Below are 22,162 nucleotides of genomic sequence, written 5' to 3' on the forward strand. Positions count from 1 at the left end.
AGTGAAATGTGTAGCCAGTACCAATCTGGTCCACTTCCCGCTGGTCAAACCGGGCCATTGCCCGTAGTCAGAGCGATCAAAGCGCCGCTCTTGCCTCGGCGGATGGAGACGCATGCGTTGCCGACGCCGTATGTGGAAGACCATGGGCACTATAGCACGTTCGTTCTTGCGCGTGAGGAGTTGAGTGGGCAGGTCGCGTCCCATGTCCATGTCGAGCAGGTATTGCTCAAGCGGGTAAAGCTGAACGAGAGCCAGTTCGACCTTGCGCGCCTTGAGGATTGCCGTCTGGAGGCGTGTGAAATGGCGAGCGCCTGCTGGCCGCAGGTCAATATGGACCGGGTCGAGTTTCGTTCATGCCTTCTGACTGGCTTCCAGGCCAACGAATCGCGCTTCCAGGACGTGGTATTCCAGGGCTGTACCTTGAACCTGGCGCAGTTCCGTTTTAGTAAGTTTCGCTCGGTCCGCTTTGAAGAGTGTGATCTTAGCGACGTGGACTTTCAGGCCTCGGACCTGGCAGGTGCGGTATTCGAGCGCTGTCGCCTCAACCATGTGCAGTTTTCGGGCACCAGGCTCAAGGGTGTGAACCTGGCCGGCTGTGAGATCGAGGGCGTACATATTGGACCGACCGAATTGCAAGGCCTGGTCATAGATCCCGTGCAGGCGGTGGCGCTGATTCAAGCGTTAGGGGTCGTCATTGAGTGGCCATATGCTCAACCGCAGACAGATGAATTGTCATGATGGCAGAGGCGCATAGTGTGGCTCTAGCTTGTAAGCGTTTGTGCGTCTATTTGTTACTGTACAAACGTATATAAGCTAGAGCCTTGAGAGTATTTCTTCTTGCAACCCGCTTGTAGAGCGTTCTTAGTGCCCAAATCTGACCAGTGCAAGGCACTCTACCCGCCTTTGCGCATACCAGTGACCAGCACCAACGTGACAAGGAATTTCAGCTTATGGCTCTCGACAAACTTGAGCAATGCCTGTGTTTGCTTACAGATCGGTAAAATGATTCTTATGCCGTAATTGCCTACTTCGTTTTCTTTGCTCTAAATTTTTTGCAACACTAGCACCTGACTCTATATTATGTCCTTTTCCAGCTTCGCCAGACAGGTTTGATTGCGTCCGAGACGCTTGGCTTCATACATGGCTTGATCGGCGCAAATCAGCAACAGTTCCCGCTCAGTGGCCATCTGTGGATAGGTTGCCACTCCTAGCGAACAGGACACGTGGAGGTCTTTTTGACCCGCAAATACTTGCTCTGAGACCCGCATCCGTATTCGTTCAGCTACCGTGAATGCTTCGGTGGGACCTTGTCCTGGCAAAATAGCAACAAACTCCTCACCTCCCCACCGCCCCAGGCAATCTTCTGAGCGCAGAAGTGACACTGCCAACCCGGCAACTTGGCACAAGACCAGATCTCCCACTACGTGCCCGTACTGGTCGTTGACAGCTTTAAATTGGTCGATATCCATGAACAGGACGGAGCACGTCGTCTGCTGTGCCTTTGCGCGCTCCAACTTTTCGCCAAGCGTGTTCACTAGCGTTCGATAGTTGGGCACACCGGTCAGGGGATCAGAAGCGGCCAGCCTGTCTAACTGCGCATTCGCCTCTCGGAGATCTTGCTTCAAGCTGTACAATTCATGTGTTACTAGCAACTGCCGTAGAACAAGCAAGATCAGAATACCGGTTCCACCAAACTCAACGACCTGTAACCTTGCGGGGGTGTACACATTGGCAGGCTGGATCGCGAGAGACACCAGCAGCAGTGCAAAGATCAGCACCAGGAGAGACACCAGCCAGGTTTTCCAATGGGCAAATACCCATGTTTCCTCTAAAAGCACCGTGGGACCACGTTCCGCAGGTGCGTCCTGAACCAGCACGCGCCGCATCCTTTGAGCTGCCATAGCGATCAGGGTGAGACTTCCAAGCAGGCCAGGGTTTGGTCCGGTCGTGAGGCTCGCCTCTGCCGAATGCAAGAGCGTGTAGTAGACCACATGACCGACCAGGAAAATGACCATGGCCAGCGTGAGCAGAGCGATGACCTGTCGTATACCCACATGGACCGTTTGGAAGGCGACGAGCAGCAAGCAAAAGAGCGACACCAGGTTGGCAGTGACGAAGAGACTCCCCAAGGTCTTTTCCAGGAGTGTTAGCCTGGTCGTGACAAGCATGGGAACCGCGAACACATAGACATAGAGGGTCACGACCGTCGCCAGGATGATCAAGCTATCAAGCAGGATCCGCAGGCGCGAGAGCCGGGAGAGGTTTGGCGAGGGCAGAAGCAGAACCGCCGCAATGAAGAACGGATACACTCCCAACTCGAGCACATGAAACAGGGTAGGATAGGTCGATGCTCGCTGGGTCCACATGGTCTCGGACACCCAGCCAAGGAGTGCAAGAGCAGCCCACAATGTACTCATGCCCAACAGAAACGGGATGAAATGCCGTCCGGTCAGCGTGCCAGTCCCAGGGGGACCGACCATGCTCAGCAGCCCCCATGAGCTGCGAAAACACACCAGCGCCAGGAACAGCGCATACAATATGCTTAAAGCGTCAAGGAGTTGGCCACCAAACGTCAGCCTGAACGGTATGAGAAAAGAGAAAGCCCCCAGGACAAGGCTTCCCAGGAGGAGCCCCACAAACAGATGCCAGGGGATGGATGTGGTAGGACCAGGTGTCTCACTATCATGGGAGGCGGCCATAGTTATGGCCGCAGTGCTAAAAAAGCGGCGGCGATAAAGGTTGATTTTGACAAATACTGGGAGAAGGAGCTTGGCCACAAGCAGCAGATCAGGAGACGAGCGTGGGATAGGCTCGGACGCGTTGCTGTGGTGTCCATAGTTCTCGTGGTCCATGATTGTTCTTCCTTTCCTGCATCTCCTTTGCTTTAGAACTTTCGTATCAGTTTTCGGCTGTCATTGCTCCCTGAAAATATCTCTATCGGCCCATGAATTGCCCCTCTTCTTTGCAATATACTCCAATGGTCAGAACGTTATCCGCCAGCGGACACACTGGCGATATACGATGAATGAGGTTGTGTTGCAACAAACTTTTTTCAACCCCTAATTTTTGGCGGAACCTGTTGATATTCCTTACGAGCAAGAAGTATTCTTGCTTGTAAGGCCCAGCATGGCCCCGAACCAGCCCATGAGAGTACCGCAGGCCATGTCGAAGGCAATGAACAAGAGGTTATTGACGAGTATTGTCCTGACAACCCACCACGTCGTATTGCCCACAAGTTGAGGGAAAGTGCCCTGGTCGTGAGGGATGCCCGATGCCACGAGCATGAGCAATGAGGCAAACGAAATGGCAATAATCGCAATAATGATATAGATAGCCAACCCGCTGAAGAGGCCAGCCTTTAGCCCTGTTAGCAGGCCGGTGCGAATGCTTCCTGTTTTCCTGGTTATGAGCCACCCCGCGAAGGCATAAAAAGGGAGATTAATGAAACTCAGGATGAGGGTATCCGTGAGAGCAACGACATCATTGGTCTTAAAAGTGAGTGACATATCTGAATGGTAGCTGAACATAGCCTTTTGTGGCATCATCACGAAGAGGATAACTCTCAGCACAAAGATGATAAGGGCCGTGAGGAGAGCGTATTTAAGAGTTGACACTGGTCTGGGGGTGGTAACGACTGTCTTTGCATCATGCATGAAGATTCTCCACATATTCACTCTGTGTAAGGCGCAAAATAAGTGTTTCTGTCGAGGGTGGCACGCAACTGGTTTCATTTCGCGCATTAGACGGGCAAACCTCTTACTCTCCTTTAGGAAAAGTATATCCAAAGCTTTTACTCTTCCGTAAAAGCGTGGCAAGGTCAAGGGCGCCTGAGGTCGTCTTCGCACTTGAGGCGCAGAGTATGCAAGTAGACACGAATATAATCTACTTCCTCGTTATACCCTGTGCCTCAGATAGTGTGGAATAATGACTGATGGGAGAGTACCCGAGCAGTCAAAAACTGAGCGGGTTCGACAATCACTCTTTTGCCTTGAACCCGCTTCGGCTCAATCCAGCTGAGCAGAGGCTTTTGTTGGCAATCAGCACGGGACAATGCGTACACTATGTTTGCCAGTTCGCCCCTCTTGCTGCATAGTCTGAATCTGCTGGAGAAGCTAAATCCTGGCCTTCTTCTCTGCATATTGCAGATGCTCACCAGGGTTCGCGTGTTTCCCCGATCAACACTCAGACGGAGAACTGTTCAATTTGCTGATATTCAGCCTCGCTCAGATGGAAATCGGCAACGATAGCCAATTCATCGGCTTGATACGGGTGACGCACGCCAACGATGGCCGCCGTTACTGCTGGGTTATGTAGCGCCCAAGCAATAGCGACCGTTCCCGCTGTGACATTGCGTGCCTTTCCAATCGCCGTGAGGAGATCAGCGAGCGCCAAATTACGCGTCAAGCGCGGCTCCTGAAACTCCTGACCCTGTTTGCGCCAATCACCATCTGGCAGTTGTGCAATGCGCTCACGGGTCATGTGCCCAGACAAGAGGCCCGACGCCATAGGGGAATAGACGATTGTACCAATCGTGTTTTGCTGGCAATAAGGCAGAATTTCGTGCTCCGCCTGGCGATTAATTAATGAGTATGGTGGCTGTAGCGTTTCAACGGGCGCTATCTTCTCCGCGCGCTGCAGTTGCGCTACGTTGAAGTTTGATACGCCTATATGGCGTACTTTCCCTTCCCGTTTGAGTTCGGCAAGCGTATTCCACCCTTCTTCAATCTCTGGATCGGGATTGGGCCAGTGTATCTGGTACAAATCAATGGTCTCAATATCGAGTCGTCTCAAGCTCTCCTCAACTTCGTGACGGATCGAACTGGCTTTCAGGCTGCTGCTTACCTGCATCCCCTCATCCCAGATTAATGAGCATTTCGTGAAGATATAGGGTTGTTTGCGCCCCTTAATGGCTCTTCCCACCACTTTCTCGGATCCTCCCAACCCATAAATAGCAGCGGTATCAATCCAGTTGATACCCAGGTCCAGAGCTCGTTGTATTGTTGCTATAGATTCCTGGTCGTCCTGAGGACCCCATTGATTTCCACCAAGTGCCCATGTTCCCAGCCCGATGGCTGTAATCCGCATATCTGTTTTGCCAAACTGATGTGTTTGCATGGTGAGTGATCTCCTTATTTTTTCATTGGTAGTGACTATTCAGTACCTGTTTGCCGAAGGCTTCTCAGCACTAATGGCGCTTTACATGGAACAGGGATGTAACATATTCCATCTCCACCTCAATCTTGCCACTTGCACAATGACGAACGAGGTTGAGACGAAAAGCGACCTTTCGTGCCACATCCAAGAAGCATGTGTAAACAAGAGAGTGGAGTTTATTTTATGTACTGGTTGGTATAGGCGTCCGAGACCTTCTGGATGGGGCGTATCATCTTCTGCGCAACCATGAATTGCTCCATAGCTTGCCAGGCCGCCTCATCATTGGTACCAAGTGTTCCATTCCCTTGCCAAATAGGAATGGTTGCCTTCAATATCTCCAGCGTTTGCTGGGTATTGGTCATGCCGGGGACATAAGGCTTACTCAGCGTGATCGCATCCTCAGGATGATCGATCACATATTGTAGCCCCTTTAATGTGGCTTGCACAAACTCATGGACCACCTGCGGCTGCTCCTGAAGTGTGGTTTCAGGGACAATGATCCCTTCTGAGATGAGTGGTTGATAGTCCGAGACAGCAAATGTGCGAACCTGTACATTGCGCCTGGCAAGCTGTAGTGGTTCGTTATTGGAGAAGCCTATAATCGCATCCACGCGATGAGCGAGCAAGGCCGCAACCTGTGTAAAACCTATTGGTTGAAGCTTGATATCAGAAAGCGAGAGATGCTCCTTGTAGAGAAATGCTTGCAGCGCAGTATAGCTTGACCCATAGGGACCGGGTATGCCGACAGAGTGTCCCTTTAAATCGGCTGGAGACTTAATTGGTGAGTCGGCAGGAACAATTAAGCTGATAGGGTACTTCTGGAAGATTGTTGCGACGTTTTTTGCCTGTATATGCTCATTGCGAGCAGTAAGCAATTCATCGCCACCAGCCATAACGAATGTATTCTTTCCGGCCACCATCGAACCGATGAGGTCTGGAACGATACCATGATGAAAGGTAACATTCAGACCTGACTCGCTATAATACCCCTTTGATTGAGCGACATAAAAAGGTGCGAACTGGATGTCTGGTATATACCCTAGACCAATAGAAACCTGTTGTACTCTATTTGAAGAGGCCGTTGTCGTGGTTGTACTTCCTCCGCAACCACTCGCTAACAGGCTGATGGACAACAACCACAAGCCGAATACCAGAAGGGAAAACGAACGAGGACGTCGGAACATTAATTACCTACTCCATATGTGAAATATAATATATACGAATTTAGCCATGACCAATTCAGCCACCTGGACGATAAGGCGAACGATCAGAGTTATAAACAGAAACACAATTTGATATTATTCCCCTGGGCGCTAAACATACTGCTCCATCCAACTAAATTGACGGGGTTTTAATACGCTTTGCCGTTCAGATATTCTCCTCATCACCAAATGGCGGATGAGCCGGAATTGAGCTCAATACAGGTGCGTCCATTTGCTACTGTACAAACGTATATAAGCTAGAGCCTTTATATATAGCAATAGTATGCTTGCCTGAGCGTTTTAGTCCACGCAAGCATGGACCCTACATGTATATATAGCAATAGTATGCTTGCCTGAGCGTTTTAGTCCATGCAAGCATGGACCCTTTATGAGTCTTTGTACTCAGGGTGAATGTTGGGTGGAGTAGACGACAGGAGAAAAGAATATGCGCAAAGTATGGATTCATCTGCTTGGTGCCTGCATGGTTGCAGCACTTTTGCTTACAGCATGTAACTCATCTAGCTATGGTGGTTCAGATGTTCCGGGTGTGGCCTCAAGTCCTGATAATACAGGTTCAAACTCAGGTTCGAGCAGCGGTGGTGCGCCGAACTGGGGCGTGCAAAGCAAGACCTCTGGCTGTCAGGCCCAGGGGCCGCTTCAGGATAAAGCCTGTTCGCCAGGTGCCATCTTCCCCAACGTGACGAAGACGGATATCTGTCGCTCGGGCTATGCCTCCTCGGTGCGCAACGTGCCAACAAGCGAGAAGAATCAGGTCTACCAGGAGTATGGCATTACGCATCACTCGACGGGCGAGTATGAGGTCGACCACCTGGTAAGCCTGGAACTGGGTGGCTCTAATGACATCTCCAATCTCTGGCCCGAGGCTGCCAGCCCTAAGCCGGGCTTCCATGAGAAAGACAAGGTTGAGAACTACCTGCACGACCAGGTGTGCTCCGGCGCGATCAGCCTGAAAGACGCCCAGATTGAGATCGCGACCAACTGGCTCAACGTCTATAACAAAATGGGCGGTAATTAATAAGCCTGCCTGCCAGGAATATAACATAAGGTCCATGCTTAGGCATAGACCTTATGTTATATTGGTAGGGTCCATGCTTGCATGGACTTTCAACGCCCAGGTAAGCGGATAGCCAGAAGAAGGAGCAAAATTATGGAGCAAGCGCGACCCAATATTTTGCAGCCTAATATTTTGTATCTGCACTCGCATGATACTGGTCGCTATATTCAACCGTATGGGCATGCTCTGCCCACGCCACACCTGCAACGCCTGGCGGAGCAGGGGGTGCTGTTTCGCCAGGCGTTCTCTGTCTCTTCTACCTGCTCTCCCAGTCGTGCCGCTCTGCTTACCGGGCAGAGTCCTCATTCGGCGGGTATGCTTGGCCTGGCTCATCGCGGCTTCTCACTCTATGATTATCAACAGCACCTGGCGAACGCTTTGCGCCCGGCGGGCTACTCCTCGCTGTTACTTGGTATGCAGCATGAGGCGCGCGATCCTGCTCTGCTTGGCTATGATGAGATAGTAGAGGTCGCCAGTGCAGACACGAAAGATGTTGTTCCCAGGGCGGTTCAACTCTTGAGGAGTGGTCTGCCTCAACCCTGTTTTCTCTCCATTGGTTTTTCGGAGACGCATCGCCCCTTCCACGAGCCGTTCTCTACCCAGGATGAAAAGTATATGTTGCCACCCGCGCCACTGCCTGATACGCCTGAAGTCAGGCGCGACATGGCGGCCTTTAAGGCCAGTGTGCAAAAGCTTGATGAAGCTATTGGCGCGGTCTTAGCAGCGTTGGAGGAGAGTGGTCTGGCGGAGCATACGCTGGTAATCTGTACTACCGATCACGGCCTCGCTTTTCCCAGGATGAAGTGTAACCTGACCGATCATGGCATCGGGGTGATGCTCTTGATGCGCGGCCCAGGTGGCTTTCGTGGCGGGAAGGTCTGTGATGCCCTGGTCTCGCATATCGATATCTATCCAACGCTCTGCGAGTTGCTGCATGTGCCCAGGCCTGAGTGGGTGCAGGGGCGCTCCCTCTTGCCCTTGATACGCGAGGAGCGTGAGCAGATTAACGAGGCCATCTTCGCCGAGGTGAACTATCATGCCGCCTACGAGCCACAGCGGGCCGTACGTACGCAGCGCTGGAAGTATATCCGCTACTTCGATACGCACCATCGCAGGCTGGTTCTGCCTAATTGTGATGACAGCCCCACCAAGGATCTCCTGATGCGTTCTGGCTGGGGAGAGGCGACCAGGCGTGATGAAGAGCTCTATGATCTGCTCTTTGACCCAAATGAAGCCTGTAACCGCATCGATGACCCTGAGTTATCCACAATTGCCGACGCCATGCGCCAGCGTTTAATGCAATGGATGCAGGCCACACACGATCCCTTACTGCATGGAGCCATCCCTTTGCCCGCAGGTGCGCTAGTTAACAGCCCCGACCAAACCTCACCTGATGAACCCATGCAGTATAGTAAGTAGTCGCAGACAGAGAGAAGGAGCAGCCTCGCGAGGCTGCTCCTTCTCTCTGTCTATTTTTCTCGTGGATTGACGAGGCGCTATTAGTAGCGGCGAGCCGTACCACGGGAGACGAGGCGCAAGAGGGCGATCAGCACACACGCGCCGATGAAGGCGATGATAATCGTGCCGATGAAACCGCTCGAACCCAGGCCCACCAGGCTGGCCAGGAAGCCACCGATGAAGGCGCCAATCAGACCGACGACGATGTCACCGAGGATACCATAGCCGCCACCACGCATCACAACGCTGGCCAGGAAACCGGCGATCAAGCCGACGAGCAGCCACCATACGATGCTGGTAAGGTCAAGGGCTGCAAGTACGAGAGTAGCCTGTGTAAACATAACTCTAGATCCTCCATTTCCTTGCTCTGAAAAAGTGACTTAATTGATACCTTTTATGAAAAACCATTGCTGTATCATTTACATTTTCTAGTACGGGCTAGCGATAGAAAAAGTTTCAAGATCATAACCGATTATAGAGGAATTTATTATACTCTAAAGCAATGCTAAGCTTTTTAAGAAATATATTATAAGCACAATTTCTGGAGCGGCTGGCTTAGCCAGCCGCTCCAGAAATTGTGCTTATAATATATTTTCAGGCGCGATTGAAGCGCATGCGGATGCCGTTGAGGGGGAAGCCTGTGACGCCGTAGACCTGTTGAATATGCTGATTTGGCGCGAGAGTCAAGCGGTAGTTGCGCAGGATGTGTGAGGCAATGGCTTTAATTTCTACCTGGGCAAAGTTGATGCCAATACAGATGCGTGGTCCGCCTCCAAAGCCAACCAGAGCATAGGGAGATTTTTTCTGCTCCTCGCGAGGTGGGGCGAAGCGGTCGGGGTCAAAGTTCTCGGGATCTTTAAAAATGCTGGGAAGCCTATGAGCGCCGGCAATAGAGTAGAAGACAAAGGTGCCTGCGGGAACATGGTAGCCGTGGAATTCGAAATCCTCTGCTACACCGCGTGGTCCATTGGCAACTGGTGGATAAAGGCGCTCTGCCTCGCTTAAAGCATTGTCCAGCACCTTCATTTTCTTAACCTCTTCTAATGTTGGCTCGCTGCCAGGCGCAAGGAGCTGCGTCTGCTCTTGTAGGATGCGTTGCGTATAGTCAGGATGCTGAGAGAGCAGATAGAGCAACCAGGCACTCAGGCTGGTAGAAGTTTCGTGGCCTGCCACCAGGAGAATATTGATATGCGAGATCAATTGTTCATCTGAGAGAGATTGACCATGCTCGTCGTGGGCGCGTACGAGCAGACCAAAGACATCGTCGGTTGGCTGCTTGCGGCGCTCTTCAATTCTGGGAAGGAGCAGCTCGCGGAGCTGGGCCTGTAGGGGCGTGATGTAGGCATAGTACTCTTCATCCGACTCGAAGGGACCCGCGGGATTGAGCAGGCTGACAAAGAGGTGACGGAAGGTATCTACCTCTGCGCCGCTTTTCAGACCTGTGAGCGCTTCTGCCGCGACATTAAAGGTGATTGTGCGCATCTCTTCATAAATATCCACCTCTCCGCGTTCGAGCCAGCTTTCAGCCTGCTCACGAATAATGCGCTGCATGAGTGGCAGGTAGCGCGACATGTAGCCAATGGTAAAGGCGGGATTCATGATCTTGCGATGGTGAGCGTGCTCCTCGCCATCCATCATCAGCAGGCCGCGGCCCAGGAGCTGCTCGACCTGGAAAATGGAGCTCCAACCTATATGGTGTGAGAACTTCTTGCGGTTATTTACCAGGATGAAACGATTGGCCTCGGGTCCAAGCATATAGGTAATCTGGCGCCCGAAGCGCTCGGCGCGAAAGATTGGCCCATATTGTTCATAGTAACTGGCGAGCAGGGGACCCACCTGCATATAGAAATCCTGAGGAAACTCCACCTGGGGAATGGCCTCATAAGGACGTATCTCGGAAGTAGTCATAGCCATGCTCTTTTCTATCTGTAAAGATGGATAGATCGGCGCCACACAATATATGTTGTCCTTCAACATAGATCACTCTTCGTGTAGGCTCTGTCAAGAGATACGTAGTGATGGCAAAGAGGTTGTAGAAAACAGGGAGCATACAGTAGTTGTCCGACGCGTGCCTTGCGCCCTTTAGGGCGCAAGGCACGCGTCGGACAACTACCTTCGTTAGCGTGTAAGCTGTTCGCGTTGCAGGTGGGTGTAGAAGGTATATTTGTGGCCACAGTACATGGAGGTCGCATACTCAAGAGGCTGCTTGCGCTCGGTATAGGTTGTGCGGCGTGTGTAGAGGACGGGGCTACCCACGGCGATTTTTAAGACTTTGGCCTCCTCTGGCCCCACCAGGCCTGCCTCAAGCTCTTGATCGGCCTCCATGGGGGGCTGACCGTATTTTGTTTCTAGCAGGTAGTAGAGCGAGTGCTGATTGAGGTCTTCTTCAAGCAGCCGTTCGCAGCCCATAAAGTGGATAAATGAGGTCTCCAAGGCCAGCGGATCGCCATCAGCAAGGCGCAGACGGTGCAAGCGAAAGACCTTGTCGCCTGGTTTAATATGTAGGCGTTCAGCCACTGTTTCGTCAACAGGCCACATCTTCGCCGAAAGGACGTGGGCGCTGGGACGTTGTCCGCGCGCGTGCATGTCCTCGCTAAAGCCAGTTAGCTGCGTCAGGTGCTGCGTAATGCGGTGGTGGCTCACAAAGGTGCCGCGCCCCTGCTCACGGTAAAAGAGTCCTTCATTGACCAGTTCAGTAATGGCCTGGCGCGCTGTCATGCGACTGATACCGTATTGTTCGCTTAGTTCGCGCTCCGAGGGAATAAGGTTCCCTGGCTGCCACTCACCGTTGCGGATCTTTTCGCGCATAATCTCTTTTAACTGATAATAGCGCGGTAAAGGACTATTTCTAGAAATAATACTCATGCAAACATCTTCCCAATGTAAGAACACCACTGTTAAGGTGTGGTTTGGAGCGTTACGATTGGGAGGGCACAATAGAACGTTGACCCTTTGCCCTCCTTGCTTTCAACCCAGATGCGCCCACCGTGCCTGGAAATTACCTCTTTGACCAGGTAGAGGCCAATACCGAAGCCGCTCTGGCTCTGATCAACGTTGCGCGCTCGATAGAAGCGCTTGAAGATCAGCGGGATTTCATCGTTGGCGATGCCAATGCCCTGGTCCCTAACCCAGAAAACAACTCCCTGATCTCCCTCTTGCTCTCTATTGTAACGCAAACCAACCTCAATTTCACTGCCTGGCGCGCTATATTTTATCGCGTTGCCAATAAGATTGTTGAGCGCCTGGATTAAACGCTCTTCATCCACCAGGGCCAGCAGGCGGTCGCTGGCATTGAGACCACGCAGTATAAAGTGAAGCTGGTGCTGGCGAGCCGCTACCTGCTGACCCTGAAACACATTGGTGATGATGGGTAGCAGGTCATATGCCTGGCGTTGAAGAGTGAAGCGGGATTGCTCAATCCGCGAGATATCGAGCATCTCTTCGATCAAGTGGGTAAGATGTTGGCTCTGTTCCGAGATGCTGCTCAAGGCATATTTCGTTGTGCCATCAAAGATGGGCTCTTGTTGGGCCTTCATCTGGAGGATCTCCGCAAAGCCCTGAATGACCGTGATTGGTGTGCGCAGCTCATGATTGGCGATAGAGAAGAACTCATTTTTATGCTGTTCGAAGGTCTTCTGGGTCGTGACGTCCTGCAGGACGACGACTGCGCCCTTCATAATACCATCTTCTGTGTAGAAGGGCGCGCAGGAAGCCAGTGTAATCAGACGACTTCCTCCTGCATGCACAACGATAGCCTCTTTGCCTTTAATGGTTTCGCCACAGAGTGCCCGCACCACGATAACCGTCCAGGGCGTGAGCATTTGCCCACCCACGCGCATATCCACGTTCTTCATTTGCCGTCGATAATGGTGCAATGGCTGATTAATAACATCCTGTGACTCTAAACCGAGGATGTTGGCGGCGGCCTCATTCGCGTAACTGATGGTCGCGTTGGCTGCCTCAACAATCAGGATGCCTTCAGGGAGTTGATCCAAAACGGCCTGGAGATAGGATTGTTCGCGTTCGACAGAGGTATGGATGCGCGCATGCGCCATAGCCGAGGCGATATACGCGCTGCATCCGCGTAAGATGCGGATCTCAGGTCCTGCTGGATCGATGGGGGTCTGGAAGAGTACACAGAGCGCTCCTTCAAAGCGATTGCTATGCCAGAGGGGCAGGTAGGCATAGCCCAGTATCCCGGCGGTCACGAATGGGTTTCTGGCGGGCACACGCTCCTGAGCGGCGGCCAGTTGGAGATCAGTAATGAGTACAGGTTCGCGCTGCTGGAGAATTGAGGAAGTAAGAGGGAGATCCTGGCTCTCGAAGGGCAGGTAGTCAACGTCTAGCAGGTGATGCTTGGCCTGGGCGTCTTGGTGCGAGGACAGACAACGTAGCGCGCGGTGCGTGGTGTCGCTGACAAAGAGACTGGCCTTGAGGGGACGGATATGATGTGCAATCGCATGAATAGCCGTCTGAGACACGGTTTCGATTTCGAGGGAGTTGCGCAGGCTGCGCGCGATGTGTTCGATGACTGCCACCGCCTGGTGCTCTATTTCGGCTAAATCGCTCTTTGTGCTGAGAGTCGCATCAGCTTTCTGGCGTGCCAGGACTTGCTCAGTTACTTCCGTAATGCTCTGAATAATGTGCGTGATATTCTGCTGATCATCAAAGACCGGTTGGAGAGTCCAACTCCAATAAGAAACGCCTTCGCCGCTGTGGAAACAAAACTCAGGGTTCTGATAGGCCTGGCCGCTGGCTTTGACCTGCTGAAAGATGGCGAGAAGCTGCGCGCTCTGGGGATGATATACCCAATCGGCAACAGTCTGATTGGGCCGGAGCTTATGCTCCGGTTGAGTCGCAAAGTGGGTATCAAAAAAGCCCAGGAAGCGCGAATTGGCCTCAAGCAAACGAAAATCAGCAGCATCATAAATAGCCATACCTACTGGAGTATGCTCTAACATTGTCTCCGCATAGTGATATGGCCTGGTATTCATAAGGGAACTCATAAGCTCACCTGCTTAAAATTGCTGTGGCAACTGCTCAGGACTTCTCGCCACTACGTGGCTTGTAGGGTTATGGGATGTGGGAAAAAATGCCGAAGGCATTTTTTCCCACATCCCATAACCCTACGCAGCGTCGCAGACGCTGCGAGTGTCTCTTGGAGAGAGGATCTGAGTAGCTACTTTCTGCGTTCTACTTCAGGACTTTTTTTAAAACATATGTGTATAGCGGATGAGAGGCAACAGAAATACGCAATTATTGTAATCTAAACCGTAACTAGGACATGTGTCAAGAGGTTAAGCTATATTGCGGTACTAAAGTCAGCATATTATAATTGTTTTGGAGAGAGGTTATTTTTGATACTTTAAGGAAGTAGGACTCTATGTCGGAGCAATGGGAAGCTATTGAAGCGAAGAGAGAAGAACAGGTTGGTGAGAGCACATATTTTATAGATGCCGATAATTTCGGCGAGGTCGCGCGCCTATGTAAACAGCATCGTCTGTTGGCGAATGGCATGGGAGGTGCCCTGCCAGAGATAAGCGACTTTTCCCATATTCAAGATGTGCTTGATATTGCGTGTGGTGCCGGAGGATGGGCCGTTGATATCGCGCTTGAGCACCCGACTGTCCAGGTGACGGGCGTTGATATCAACCCGGGAATGCTAGAATATGCACGCTCACAGGCTCAGGAAGAGGATGTACAGAATCTGCACTTGCACCTCATGGACGCAACCGGGCCATTGGATTTTCCCCACAATACATTCGACCTCGTCAATGCGAGGCTGCTCTCTAGCTTTATGCCAACGAGCAAATGGCCCACCTTTTTGCGGGAATGTGCGCGTATCACGCGACCGGGCGGAGCTATTCGCGTCGTAGAAGCGGAGGCGCCGCTCACCAATAGTGCCGCCTGTGAACAGTTGAACGCCTTGATTGCCCAGAGCATGAAGGCGGGAGGACTTGGTTTCTCACCTGATGGGCGCCACCTTGGCCTTATACCAGTGATGAAGCGCCTGTTGCAGGACGCAGGTTGTCGCAATGTGCGCCTCTTTAGCTATGCCATTGATTGTTCGGCAAGCAGCCTTGAGCGTGTGAGAGCCTATCAGAATGGGCAGACGGTCTATAAACTGGTGCAGCCATACCTGCTCCAATTGGGACTGGCGACGCAGCAAGAGCTAGACCGCCTCTATCACCTGGCACTGGAAGACATGAACTCGCCGGACTTCTGCGCCCTTTGGACCTTCGTGACCGTGCTTGGTGAAGTTCCCGATCCAAATAAGGCTTGATCTAAGGGAGAAAGGAGGTAACCTCCTCTCCCTAAATCATGTACGAGGTCGTTGATCGATGACACGCCGGGCCTTTAGTTCAAAGCGCGGCAGTGTCTGCGGCTCAACGACCTGTATAGGGATGCGCAAGTTGAATGCAAGTCGTAGATCCTCCTGAAGGCGTGGAATAAGCTCTGTGGGGCACTCGACCTTGAGGGTAATTTCATCCATCCTGCCATCACGAGTAACGAGCACCTGGTACTCCGCAATCTCAGGGAAGCGATGCAGTACGTCTGCCAGGGCCGAGGGATATAGATTGACCCCACGTACGATAAGCATATCATCCACGCGTCCGAGAATGCCTCCCTTCAGCAGGAGAGAGCCTCGTCCACAGGCGCAGGCATAGCCTCCATGCTCAACCAGATCGCCCGTGCGATAGCGCAAGGCGGGACTGCCCCAGCGTCCCAGGTTGGTCAGTACCAACTCGCCCTTCTCGCCCTTCGTAACTGCCTGTCCAGAATGAGGCTGAACGATCTCGGCAATGAACTCCTCTTCATTGATATGGATGCCGGTATGGGCACTACAGGTGAAGCCATAGGCTCCCATTTCCGTCATACCTGCATGATCGAAGGTCTCCGCGCCCCAGGCCTCCTCAATCCGTTTGCGCGTTGCGGGAATTGAGGCCCCGGGCTCGCCTGCGTGAATGGTCAGGCGGATACGGCTCTTATGTAAAGGAATATGCTGCTCGCGAGCGATCTCGGCCAGGTGCAGAGCATAGCTTGGTGTGCAGACCAGGACGGTTGCGCCCACATCCTGAAGTACCTGCAATCGCTGTAGCGAGGTCATGCCGCCGCCAGGCACAGTCAATGTGCCTATGCGTTTAGCCCCCTCATAAGCCGACCAGAAGCCAATAAAAGGGCCAAAGCCAAAGGCCAGAAAGAGAATGTCCTCCTTCGTCACGCTTGCCGCCCTATACACAGTTTCCCAGCACTTTGCCCACCAGTCCCAGCTCTCCTGTGTATCAATAATCTTCAATGGGTGACCTGTAGTACCTGAGGTCTGGTGCAGGCGTATATAGGTCGATGGCGGATAAGTCAGATTGCTCCCAAAGGGGGGATACTCCTCTTGATCGGCCACCAACTCATGTTTGACAGTAAAAGGGAGCCATGCCAGGTCGGCTATAGATTGGATATCATCAATATTAAGCCCGGAGGAGGCGAACTTGCGCTCATAGAAGCGGTTATGAGTGGAGATACGGCGTAGCCCTTCCTGGAGCCGTTGCAGTTGATGTGTAGCGATTTGTGCTCTCGTAGCACCTTCCAGGTCCATCATGGTCCCGTCATCCTCTCTGAACGTACACGTTCATGCGGATAATTTCTACTCTACGTATTGATCGTTATTCAGTGAGAAACTGGTTGAGGGCGCGCCGGATGTAGACGAGCGTGACCTGTTTGCGGTAGTTGATAGTAAGGTCGGCATTATCGAGTGGCTTGGCGAGCCTGGTGGCCTCTTGGGCGACATGTTCAATGAGATTGACGCTGAGGCGCTGACCATGTAGGAGCGCCGCGGCTTTCTCTGCTACAATCGGATACGAGGCGACTGCACCAAGTACGATGCGCGCTTCTTGTATGGTGCCATCGTGCTCTTGACACAGAGCGATGGCTACACCCAGTAGGGGAAAATCGAACGAACCACGACGCCGTAGCTTGAGGTAGGTACTCTTCCAGCCCTCAGCAGGTGGAAGATAGATCTCGCGCAATATCTCATCAGGCTCATGGGTAAAGGGATGCATGCCATCGTCGCAATAAAGTTCCTGGATTGGCAACATGCGCTCTCCACGTGCGCTAACGAGTCGCGCCTGAGCCTTCAGGCTGAGCAGTACAGGTGCGGTATCGGCGGAGGAGATGGCCCAGCAGCGTGGACTACCAGGCGCGACCAGACAGATCTCACCATCTTTCTTCATGCAATAGCCAATGGAGTGACGCCAGAACTCGCTCTGATTGTAGTAGTTGCAGCGTGTATCAAGCAGGATATTGCCGCCAAGCGTACCCATAGCGCGTAATTGAGGCGTCGAGACCGAGCTAGCCGCGCTGGCCAGGGCAGAGTAAGCACTCTGGATGTCGGACCGCTCGGAGAGCCTAGCGAGTGTCACGCCCGCGCCAATGTGCATCCCACCCTCGGGCGAGCCTGTGATATGGCTTAGCTCAGGAAGATTGCCGATGCCAATGAGGACTTGCGGGGTAAACTGGCGGCGTTTCATATTTGGGAAGAGGTCGGTACCGCCCGCAACCAGCATGGCCTGCTCGCCCTCCTCACTGAGCATATGCGCGGCCTCAGCAAGTGTGGAGGGTGCCAGGTAACGAAATGGGGGAAGGCGAAGCATCAGACATCTCCTCCTTTCATCAACGTAGCGCGCTGATTGCTCTTATAGCCATAACGTGATGCAGGCTCAATAACTTTTGCCTGCTCATCGGGTTGCCATTGAATGAGGCGAGTGGGCCAGGGACTGGGAGCGGTAACAGGTTGTATCTTGCGTTCCTGGACGCGTTGACCAGAGAGGGCCTTGAGGGCCTGGAGGATCTTATCGGGCGTGATGGGCGTCTCATCAATGCGGACGCCTATGGCGTCGTAAACGGCGTTGGCTATGGCTGGAATCACGGGATTGAGCGGCCCCTGCCCCGCCTCCTTGGCTCCGAAGGGCCCCTCCGGGTCGGCCTCTTCGATAAGAATCGTCTCGATCTTGGGCGTATCCAGGGTTGTAGGGAGCTTATAGTCGAGCAGTGAAGGGATCTTATGGCGACCCTTGCGGAAAATTTGCTGTTCCATCACGGCCTCGCCATAGCCCATATATGCCCCGCCCTCGACCTGGCCCGCCACAAGCAGGGGATTGATGGCCTGCCCAACATCATGGGCCAGCCAGAGCTTCTCAACGGTCAGCTCGCCAGTCTCTATGTCGACCGCCACCTGGGCCGCGCAGGCCGAGTAGGAGTAGGCTGGTGATGGGCCGACGCCCGCGCCCTTATAATTGCCGTGAATGCCCTCGGGGGGCGCGTATGTTCCAGCCGCGACCAGCGCGCCAAACTTCGTCTCGGCAAGTTGGACTGCCAATGTGAAGGGTAGTGAGCGACCAGGATCAGCCTCGTCGTAGAGAGTGTTTTCTGCTGCGAGCAGGCGTTCAACTGGAACAGCCAGGCGTGTGGCGGCGACCTCAAAAAGTTGCTGTTTGAGCTTACGAGCGGCGCTGATGGCGGCGTTGCCCGCCATGAAGGTCACACGACTGGAGTAGGAACCCAAATCAACGGGAGTAAGTGTGGTGTCAGCGGTCTCCACGTGGATATGCTCTGGTGTGATGCCCAGTTCCTCGGCAACGATATAGGCCAGAATCGATGTCGAGCCCTGCCCGATATCCGTTGAGCCGCAGTAGATGGTCACGCCGCCGCCACGGTCCAGGCGAATTTGCACCGCGGAGTGCGGCATATCGTTCCAGTAAATAGGTTTACCTGCTCCACATATGTAGGAGGCGGCGGCGATACCCAGGCCCCGGCGAAGTGGACTCGCCACAGACGGTTGATTTGGAGTATTCTGGCGCCTTTCATACCAGTGGGAGCGCTCGGTGACAGCGTCCAGGCACTTGTCCAGGGCGCAACTGGTTACACGTAGCCCATTGATGGTGCGGGTATAGGGCTGTATCAGGTTATGTTTGCGCAGGGCAAGAGGATCTATGTTGAGGTCGTATGCCAGTTTGTCCAGGTGGACCTCCAGGGCATAGCGTGGCTGGGTTGTGCCATGTCCGCGTTTGGGACCACAGGGAGGCTTATTGGTAAAGACGCGCATGCCCTCGAACTTATAGGATGGCAACTTGTAGGTGACAGTCTGGAGCACGCCAGTATAATAGGTAGTCGCGATGCCATAGGAGCCATAAGCCCCTCCATCCAGGAAGGAGCGGAAGTGCATAGCTGTTAGCGTACCATCCTGCTTTACGCCCGTCTTAATCCACATCTTAACTGGATGGCGTCCCCGGTGCAGCAGGAAGACCTCCTCACGTGTGCAGGTAATCTTTACGGGTCGTCCAGTGCGTCGTGAGAGTTCGGCAGCACAGATCTCGTGTGAAAAAGGATCAGACTTGCCACCAAAGCCGCCACCCACATGGGGGACGATCACACGCACATGCGATTGAGGCAGGCCCAGGACCTTGCTCAACTCACGATGCACATAGTGAGGCGTTTGAGTTGAGCTCCAGAGGATTAGTTTTCCGCCTATGGGATCGCTGGGATTAGGTTCCCAGTTCGCCACGCAGGCATGCTCCTCGATTGGCGCGTGTGTATTGCCCTCGTAGTAGAACCAGTCCTCGCGCATGTAGTCGGCCTCAGCGAAGCCCGCCTCCACATCTCCAAATTCGTAGGCGACGGCCTTGTGGATATTGCCGATGCGTGCCTCCTCATTGATCTTGACATCGGGTTGGGCCAGGGCTTCGTCGATGCTTATCAAGGCGGGCAGGACCTCGTACTCAACCTCGATCAGCTTCAGGGCCTGCTCAAGGGTCTCGGGATCGAGCGCAGCCACGGCGGCTACAGGATCGCCAACATAGCGTACTTTATCGCGTGCCAAGGCGTACTCGTCTTGACTGGAGGGGAGGATACCGAACTTGTGTGGTAGGTCTGAGCCTGTGAGGATAGCAATCACGCCTGGAAGATCGAGGGCGCGGTGTGTATTAATGGCGAGAATATTGGCGTGGGGATGAGGGGAGCGCAGCAGGGCGCCATAGAGCATGCGTGGCAGCGAGATATCGTCTGCATACAGGGCGCGGCCAGTAACTTTTGGGTAGGCATCGACTTTAGGTCTGGACGTACCGATTATACTATAGGGGTGAGGCTGCCTGTTGTCCAATTGCTGTTCTTTCATTGTCGTTTGCCTCCTATCCCGTTCGACGATGAAGCTGGCGTGGCAGTCTCGTGCTTTTCTACCTCCCCTCGTTCAGCCACCTTTTCCAGAGCCTCATAGATCTTGGTATAGCCAGTACAACGGCAGAGATTACCTGCCAGGGCCTCCTTCATCTGTGTGGGGGTAGGTCGAGGGTTTTTTGCCAGCAGGGCCGCGCCCGCCAGGAGCATTCCGGGAGTGCAATAGCCACACTGGGCCGCGCCTAGTTCTGCAAAGGCTTCCTGTAGGGGGTGAAGTCGACCATAGCGTTCCAGACCCTCTATAGTTGTAATAGCACGATCCTGCACTGCCAGAGGCAGCACCAGGCAGGAGAGAACAGGCTCGCCATCCAGTAGGATGGTGCAGGCCCCACACTCGCCCAGTTCACAGCCGTGCTTAGTGCCAGTCAGCCCAAGATCCTCGCGCAGCACCTCCATGAGGGTATGATGAGGCAGGACCGCGACTTCTCTCTCTTCGCCGTTGACGGTGAGCGTAATGAGCGTTCGTTGCATAGTTGGTGCTCGCTCCTTTTGAAGCCCGTTGTTCAAACTGAAGAACATTTTGTTAGTTCATAAGAACAAGTATATGTTCAGGGGTGAGCAGATGCAAGAGCTGTATCTTCTCAGCTCACAAGCTCGCCCATAAGTATGTATGTGGCATGGAGGGCGTGCATTCGCACGCCCTCCATGCCACATACATACCCTCTGAGCACCGCAGGTACATAGCTAGCCTGTGATGGGAGGTGAATAGGTCTGGGTTGTAGCGCGGGGGACGACCTGTACGGATAGCAGTTCAGTGTCTGCGGTATCATTGTGTTGAAGCTGGGCCAGGAGTTTGCGCATGCCACTTCGGCCTAAATCGCGCAGGCCAATATGGATCGTCGTGAGGGAGGGAACAACCACCTGGGCCATAGGGAGGTCGCCAAAACCACAGACGGAAATGTCTTCTGGCACGCGCCAGCCGAGGCTGTTAAGTCCTCGAAGAACGCCAAAGGCTGTCTCGTCGTTGGCGGCGAAAATCGCGCTGGGACGCTGAGGCTCAGGCAACTGTTCCAGGTTGCGCACCGCCTGCTCGCCTCCCTCGCGGTCAAAGCTTCCCGCCAGGATAAGCGTGTGATCAACATCCAAGCCTGCTTCAATGAGCGCGGCCATGTAGCCTTGTAGACGCATATTGGCCACGATCAGGTTGGAGGGACCACCTATAAACGCGATTCGCCGGTGTCCCAGCTCCAATAGATAGCGTGTCATGGCGCGCGCACCGCTAGCGTTATCAACCTGAATAGTGGGTACCTGAAGTGTATGTTGAGCCAGGGTTACTATTGCCGCCCCGCGCTCACGCATAGTTTGCACTATGGTATTGAGGCGCTCAGTATGGCCAGGTTCGTTAAGGCCGCTTCCCGCGAAGATGACACCATCGGCGCGGTAGTCCTGGAGCATCTGGAGATAGTGTAGCTCGCGCTCACCTTTGCGCTCAGTATTGCAGACGATAGTGAGATAGCCGCAATCGTTCGCCACCTCTTCGACGCCGCGTGTGATCTCAGCGAAATAGGAATCGGCGTTATCGCCCACGAGGACTGCGATCAGGTTGCTGCGCTGAGCGCGCAGGCTACGTGCCAGAGAGTTGGGTGCATAATGTAATTCCCGGGCGGCCTGCAGCACCTTGCCACGTGTCTCCTCGCTAACAGGATAGGAGGCGTTACTTAAAACACGACTGGCGCTGGCCACCGAGACCCCGGCGCGCCTGGCCACATCCACAATTGAGACTAACTGTTTCCCCATCGCTCTAACTCTCTACTCCCCCATTGCGCACATACGCAAGCTGTATTAGTAATGGATTACTATGCAAGTATTCCTGAGTCCCCTACTTTTGTCAAGTAGAAGATAGGGGTGCTCAAAAGTTCTTTTTGAGCATCAACTTTCGTGTTGAGCATCAGGACATGGATAACTTTTGAGAAGCCCGAGTGAAGGAGAAAAGATATTGACAAAAATACTCCAGGTTGTTTATAGTTAGTGATAGTAAACGTTTACTGTAAAGTAAATCTGAAAATAGCCATATCTTGGGGATAGGAGCTTATAAAGCCCTTCTATTTTA

At 53.3% G+C, this 22,162-nt stretch carries 17 protein-coding genes; 4 read left to right on the forward strand and 13 right to left on the reverse strand.

Annotated elements, in window-relative coordinates; translation table 11 throughout:
- Positions 1–6: 6 nt before the first annotated feature.
- On the forward strand, positions 7–738 hold the full coding sequence (locus JMJ16_RS45605) for a pentapeptide repeat-containing protein (protein ID WP_201392456.1): 732 nt from the start codon (positions 7–9) through the stop codon (positions 736–738).
- A 335-nt stretch (positions 739–1,073) separates the two neighbouring features.
- Here JMJ16_RS45605 and JMJ16_RS45610 read toward each other — a convergent pair whose 3' ends face one another.
- The 4 genes from JMJ16_RS45610 to JMJ16_RS45625 all read right to left on the reverse strand — a co-directional run bounded on the left by JMJ16_RS45610 (position 1,074) and on the right by JMJ16_RS45625 (position 6,338).
- Positions 1,074–2,852: a diguanylate cyclase gene (locus JMJ16_RS45610; protein WP_201392457.1), complete on the reverse strand. Its 1,779-nt coding sequence runs from the start codon at positions 2,850–2,852 to the stop codon at positions 1,074–1,076.
- 237 nt (positions 2,853–3,089) lie between these two features.
- Positions 3,090–3,653: a hypothetical protein gene (locus tag JMJ16_RS45615; protein WP_201392458.1), complete on the reverse strand. Its 564-nt coding sequence runs from the start codon at positions 3,651–3,653 to the stop codon at positions 3,090–3,092.
- Between the two features lie 529 nt (positions 3,654–4,182).
- Positions 4,183–5,115, reverse strand: coding sequence for an aldo/keto reductase (locus tag JMJ16_RS45620; protein ID WP_201392459.1), 933 nt, complete (start codon positions 5,113–5,115; stop codon positions 4,183–4,185).
- A gap of 215 nt (positions 5,116–5,330) precedes the next feature.
- Positions 5,331–6,338, reverse strand: a complete 1,008-nt coding sequence (locus JMJ16_RS45625; protein WP_201392460.1) for an ABC transporter substrate-binding protein — start codon at positions 6,336–6,338, stop codon at positions 5,331–5,333.
- Positions 6,339–6,801: 463 nt separating this feature from the next.
- Here JMJ16_RS45625 and JMJ16_RS45630 point away from each other — a divergent pair, with 463 nt between their 5' ends.
- Positions 6,802–7,392 (forward strand): HNH endonuclease signature motif containing protein, encoded by a 591-nt coding sequence (locus JMJ16_RS45630; protein ID WP_201392461.1) that lies wholly within the window; start codon positions 6,802–6,804, stop codon positions 7,390–7,392.
- Between the two features lie 132 nt (positions 7,393–7,524).
- Entirely contained in the window at positions 7,525–8,850 is a 1,326-nt protein-coding gene (locus tag JMJ16_RS45635; RefSeq protein WP_201392462.1) for a sulfatase, read from the forward strand.
- 80 nt (positions 8,851–8,930) lie between these two features.
- Here the strand turns inward: JMJ16_RS45635 and JMJ16_RS45640 are convergent, their stop codons facing one another.
- From JMJ16_RS45640 to JMJ16_RS45655, 4 genes are all read right to left on the reverse strand, one after another.
- On the reverse strand, positions 8,931–9,230 hold the full coding sequence (locus JMJ16_RS45640) for a GlsB/YeaQ/YmgE family stress response membrane protein (protein WP_201392463.1): 300 nt from the start codon (positions 9,228–9,230) through the stop codon (positions 8,931–8,933).
- Positions 9,231–9,483: 253 nt separating this feature from the next.
- Positions 9,484–10,797 (reverse strand): cytochrome P450, encoded by a 1,314-nt coding sequence (locus tag JMJ16_RS45645; protein WP_201392464.1) that lies wholly within the window; start codon positions 10,795–10,797, stop codon positions 9,484–9,486.
- Positions 10,798–11,007: 210 nt separating this feature from the next.
- Complete coding sequence (locus JMJ16_RS45650) at positions 11,008–11,754, reverse strand: GntR family transcriptional regulator (RefSeq protein WP_007919239.1); 747 nt, start codon at positions 11,752–11,754, stop codon at positions 11,008–11,010.
- 32 nt (positions 11,755–11,786) lie between these two features.
- Positions 11,787–13,895: an ATP-binding protein gene (locus tag JMJ16_RS45655; protein WP_201392465.1), complete on the reverse strand. Its 2,109-nt coding sequence runs from the start codon at positions 13,893–13,895 to the stop codon at positions 11,787–11,789.
- 377 nt (positions 13,896–14,272) lie between these two features.
- Here JMJ16_RS45655 and JMJ16_RS45660 point away from each other — a divergent pair, with 377 nt between their 5' ends.
- Complete coding sequence (locus tag JMJ16_RS45660) at positions 14,273–15,172, forward strand: class I SAM-dependent methyltransferase (protein ID WP_201392466.1); 900 nt, start codon at positions 14,273–14,275, stop codon at positions 15,170–15,172.
- Between the two features lie 36 nt (positions 15,173–15,208).
- Here the strand turns inward: JMJ16_RS45660 and JMJ16_RS45665 are convergent, their stop codons facing one another.
- From JMJ16_RS45665 to JMJ16_RS45685, 5 genes are all read right to left on the reverse strand, one after another.
- Complete coding sequence (locus JMJ16_RS45665) at positions 15,209–16,483, reverse strand: phenylacetate--CoA ligase family protein (protein WP_201392467.1); 1,275 nt, start codon at positions 16,481–16,483, stop codon at positions 15,209–15,211.
- Positions 16,484–16,547: 64 nt separating this feature from the next.
- Complete coding sequence (locus JMJ16_RS45670; RefSeq protein ID WP_201392468.1) at positions 16,548–17,534, reverse strand: xanthine dehydrogenase family protein subunit M; 987 nt, start codon at positions 17,532–17,534, stop codon at positions 16,548–16,550.
- Positions 17,534–20,053 carry a molybdopterin cofactor-binding domain-containing protein gene (locus JMJ16_RS45675; RefSeq protein ID WP_201392469.1) on the reverse strand — a complete coding sequence of 840 codons (2,520 nt, stop codon included), beginning with the start codon at positions 20,051–20,053 and terminating at the stop codon, positions 17,534–17,536. Before JMJ16_RS45675 ends, JMJ16_RS45670 begins: the two co-directional genes overlap by 1 nt.
- Positions 20,050–20,583: a (2Fe-2S)-binding protein gene (locus JMJ16_RS45680; protein WP_201392470.1), complete on the reverse strand. Its 534-nt coding sequence runs from the start codon at positions 20,581–20,583 to the stop codon at positions 20,050–20,052. The genes JMJ16_RS45675 and JMJ16_RS45680 overlap by 4 nt, the downstream gene beginning before the upstream one ends.
- 213 nt (positions 20,584–20,796) lie before the next feature.
- Positions 20,797–21,849, reverse strand: a complete 1,053-nt coding sequence (locus tag JMJ16_RS45685; protein ID WP_201392471.1) for a LacI family DNA-binding transcriptional regulator — start codon at positions 21,847–21,849, stop codon at positions 20,797–20,799.
- Positions 21,850–22,162: the final 313 nt, after the last annotated feature.

The organism is Ktedonobacter sp. SOSP1-52 (genome assembly GCF_016587395.1).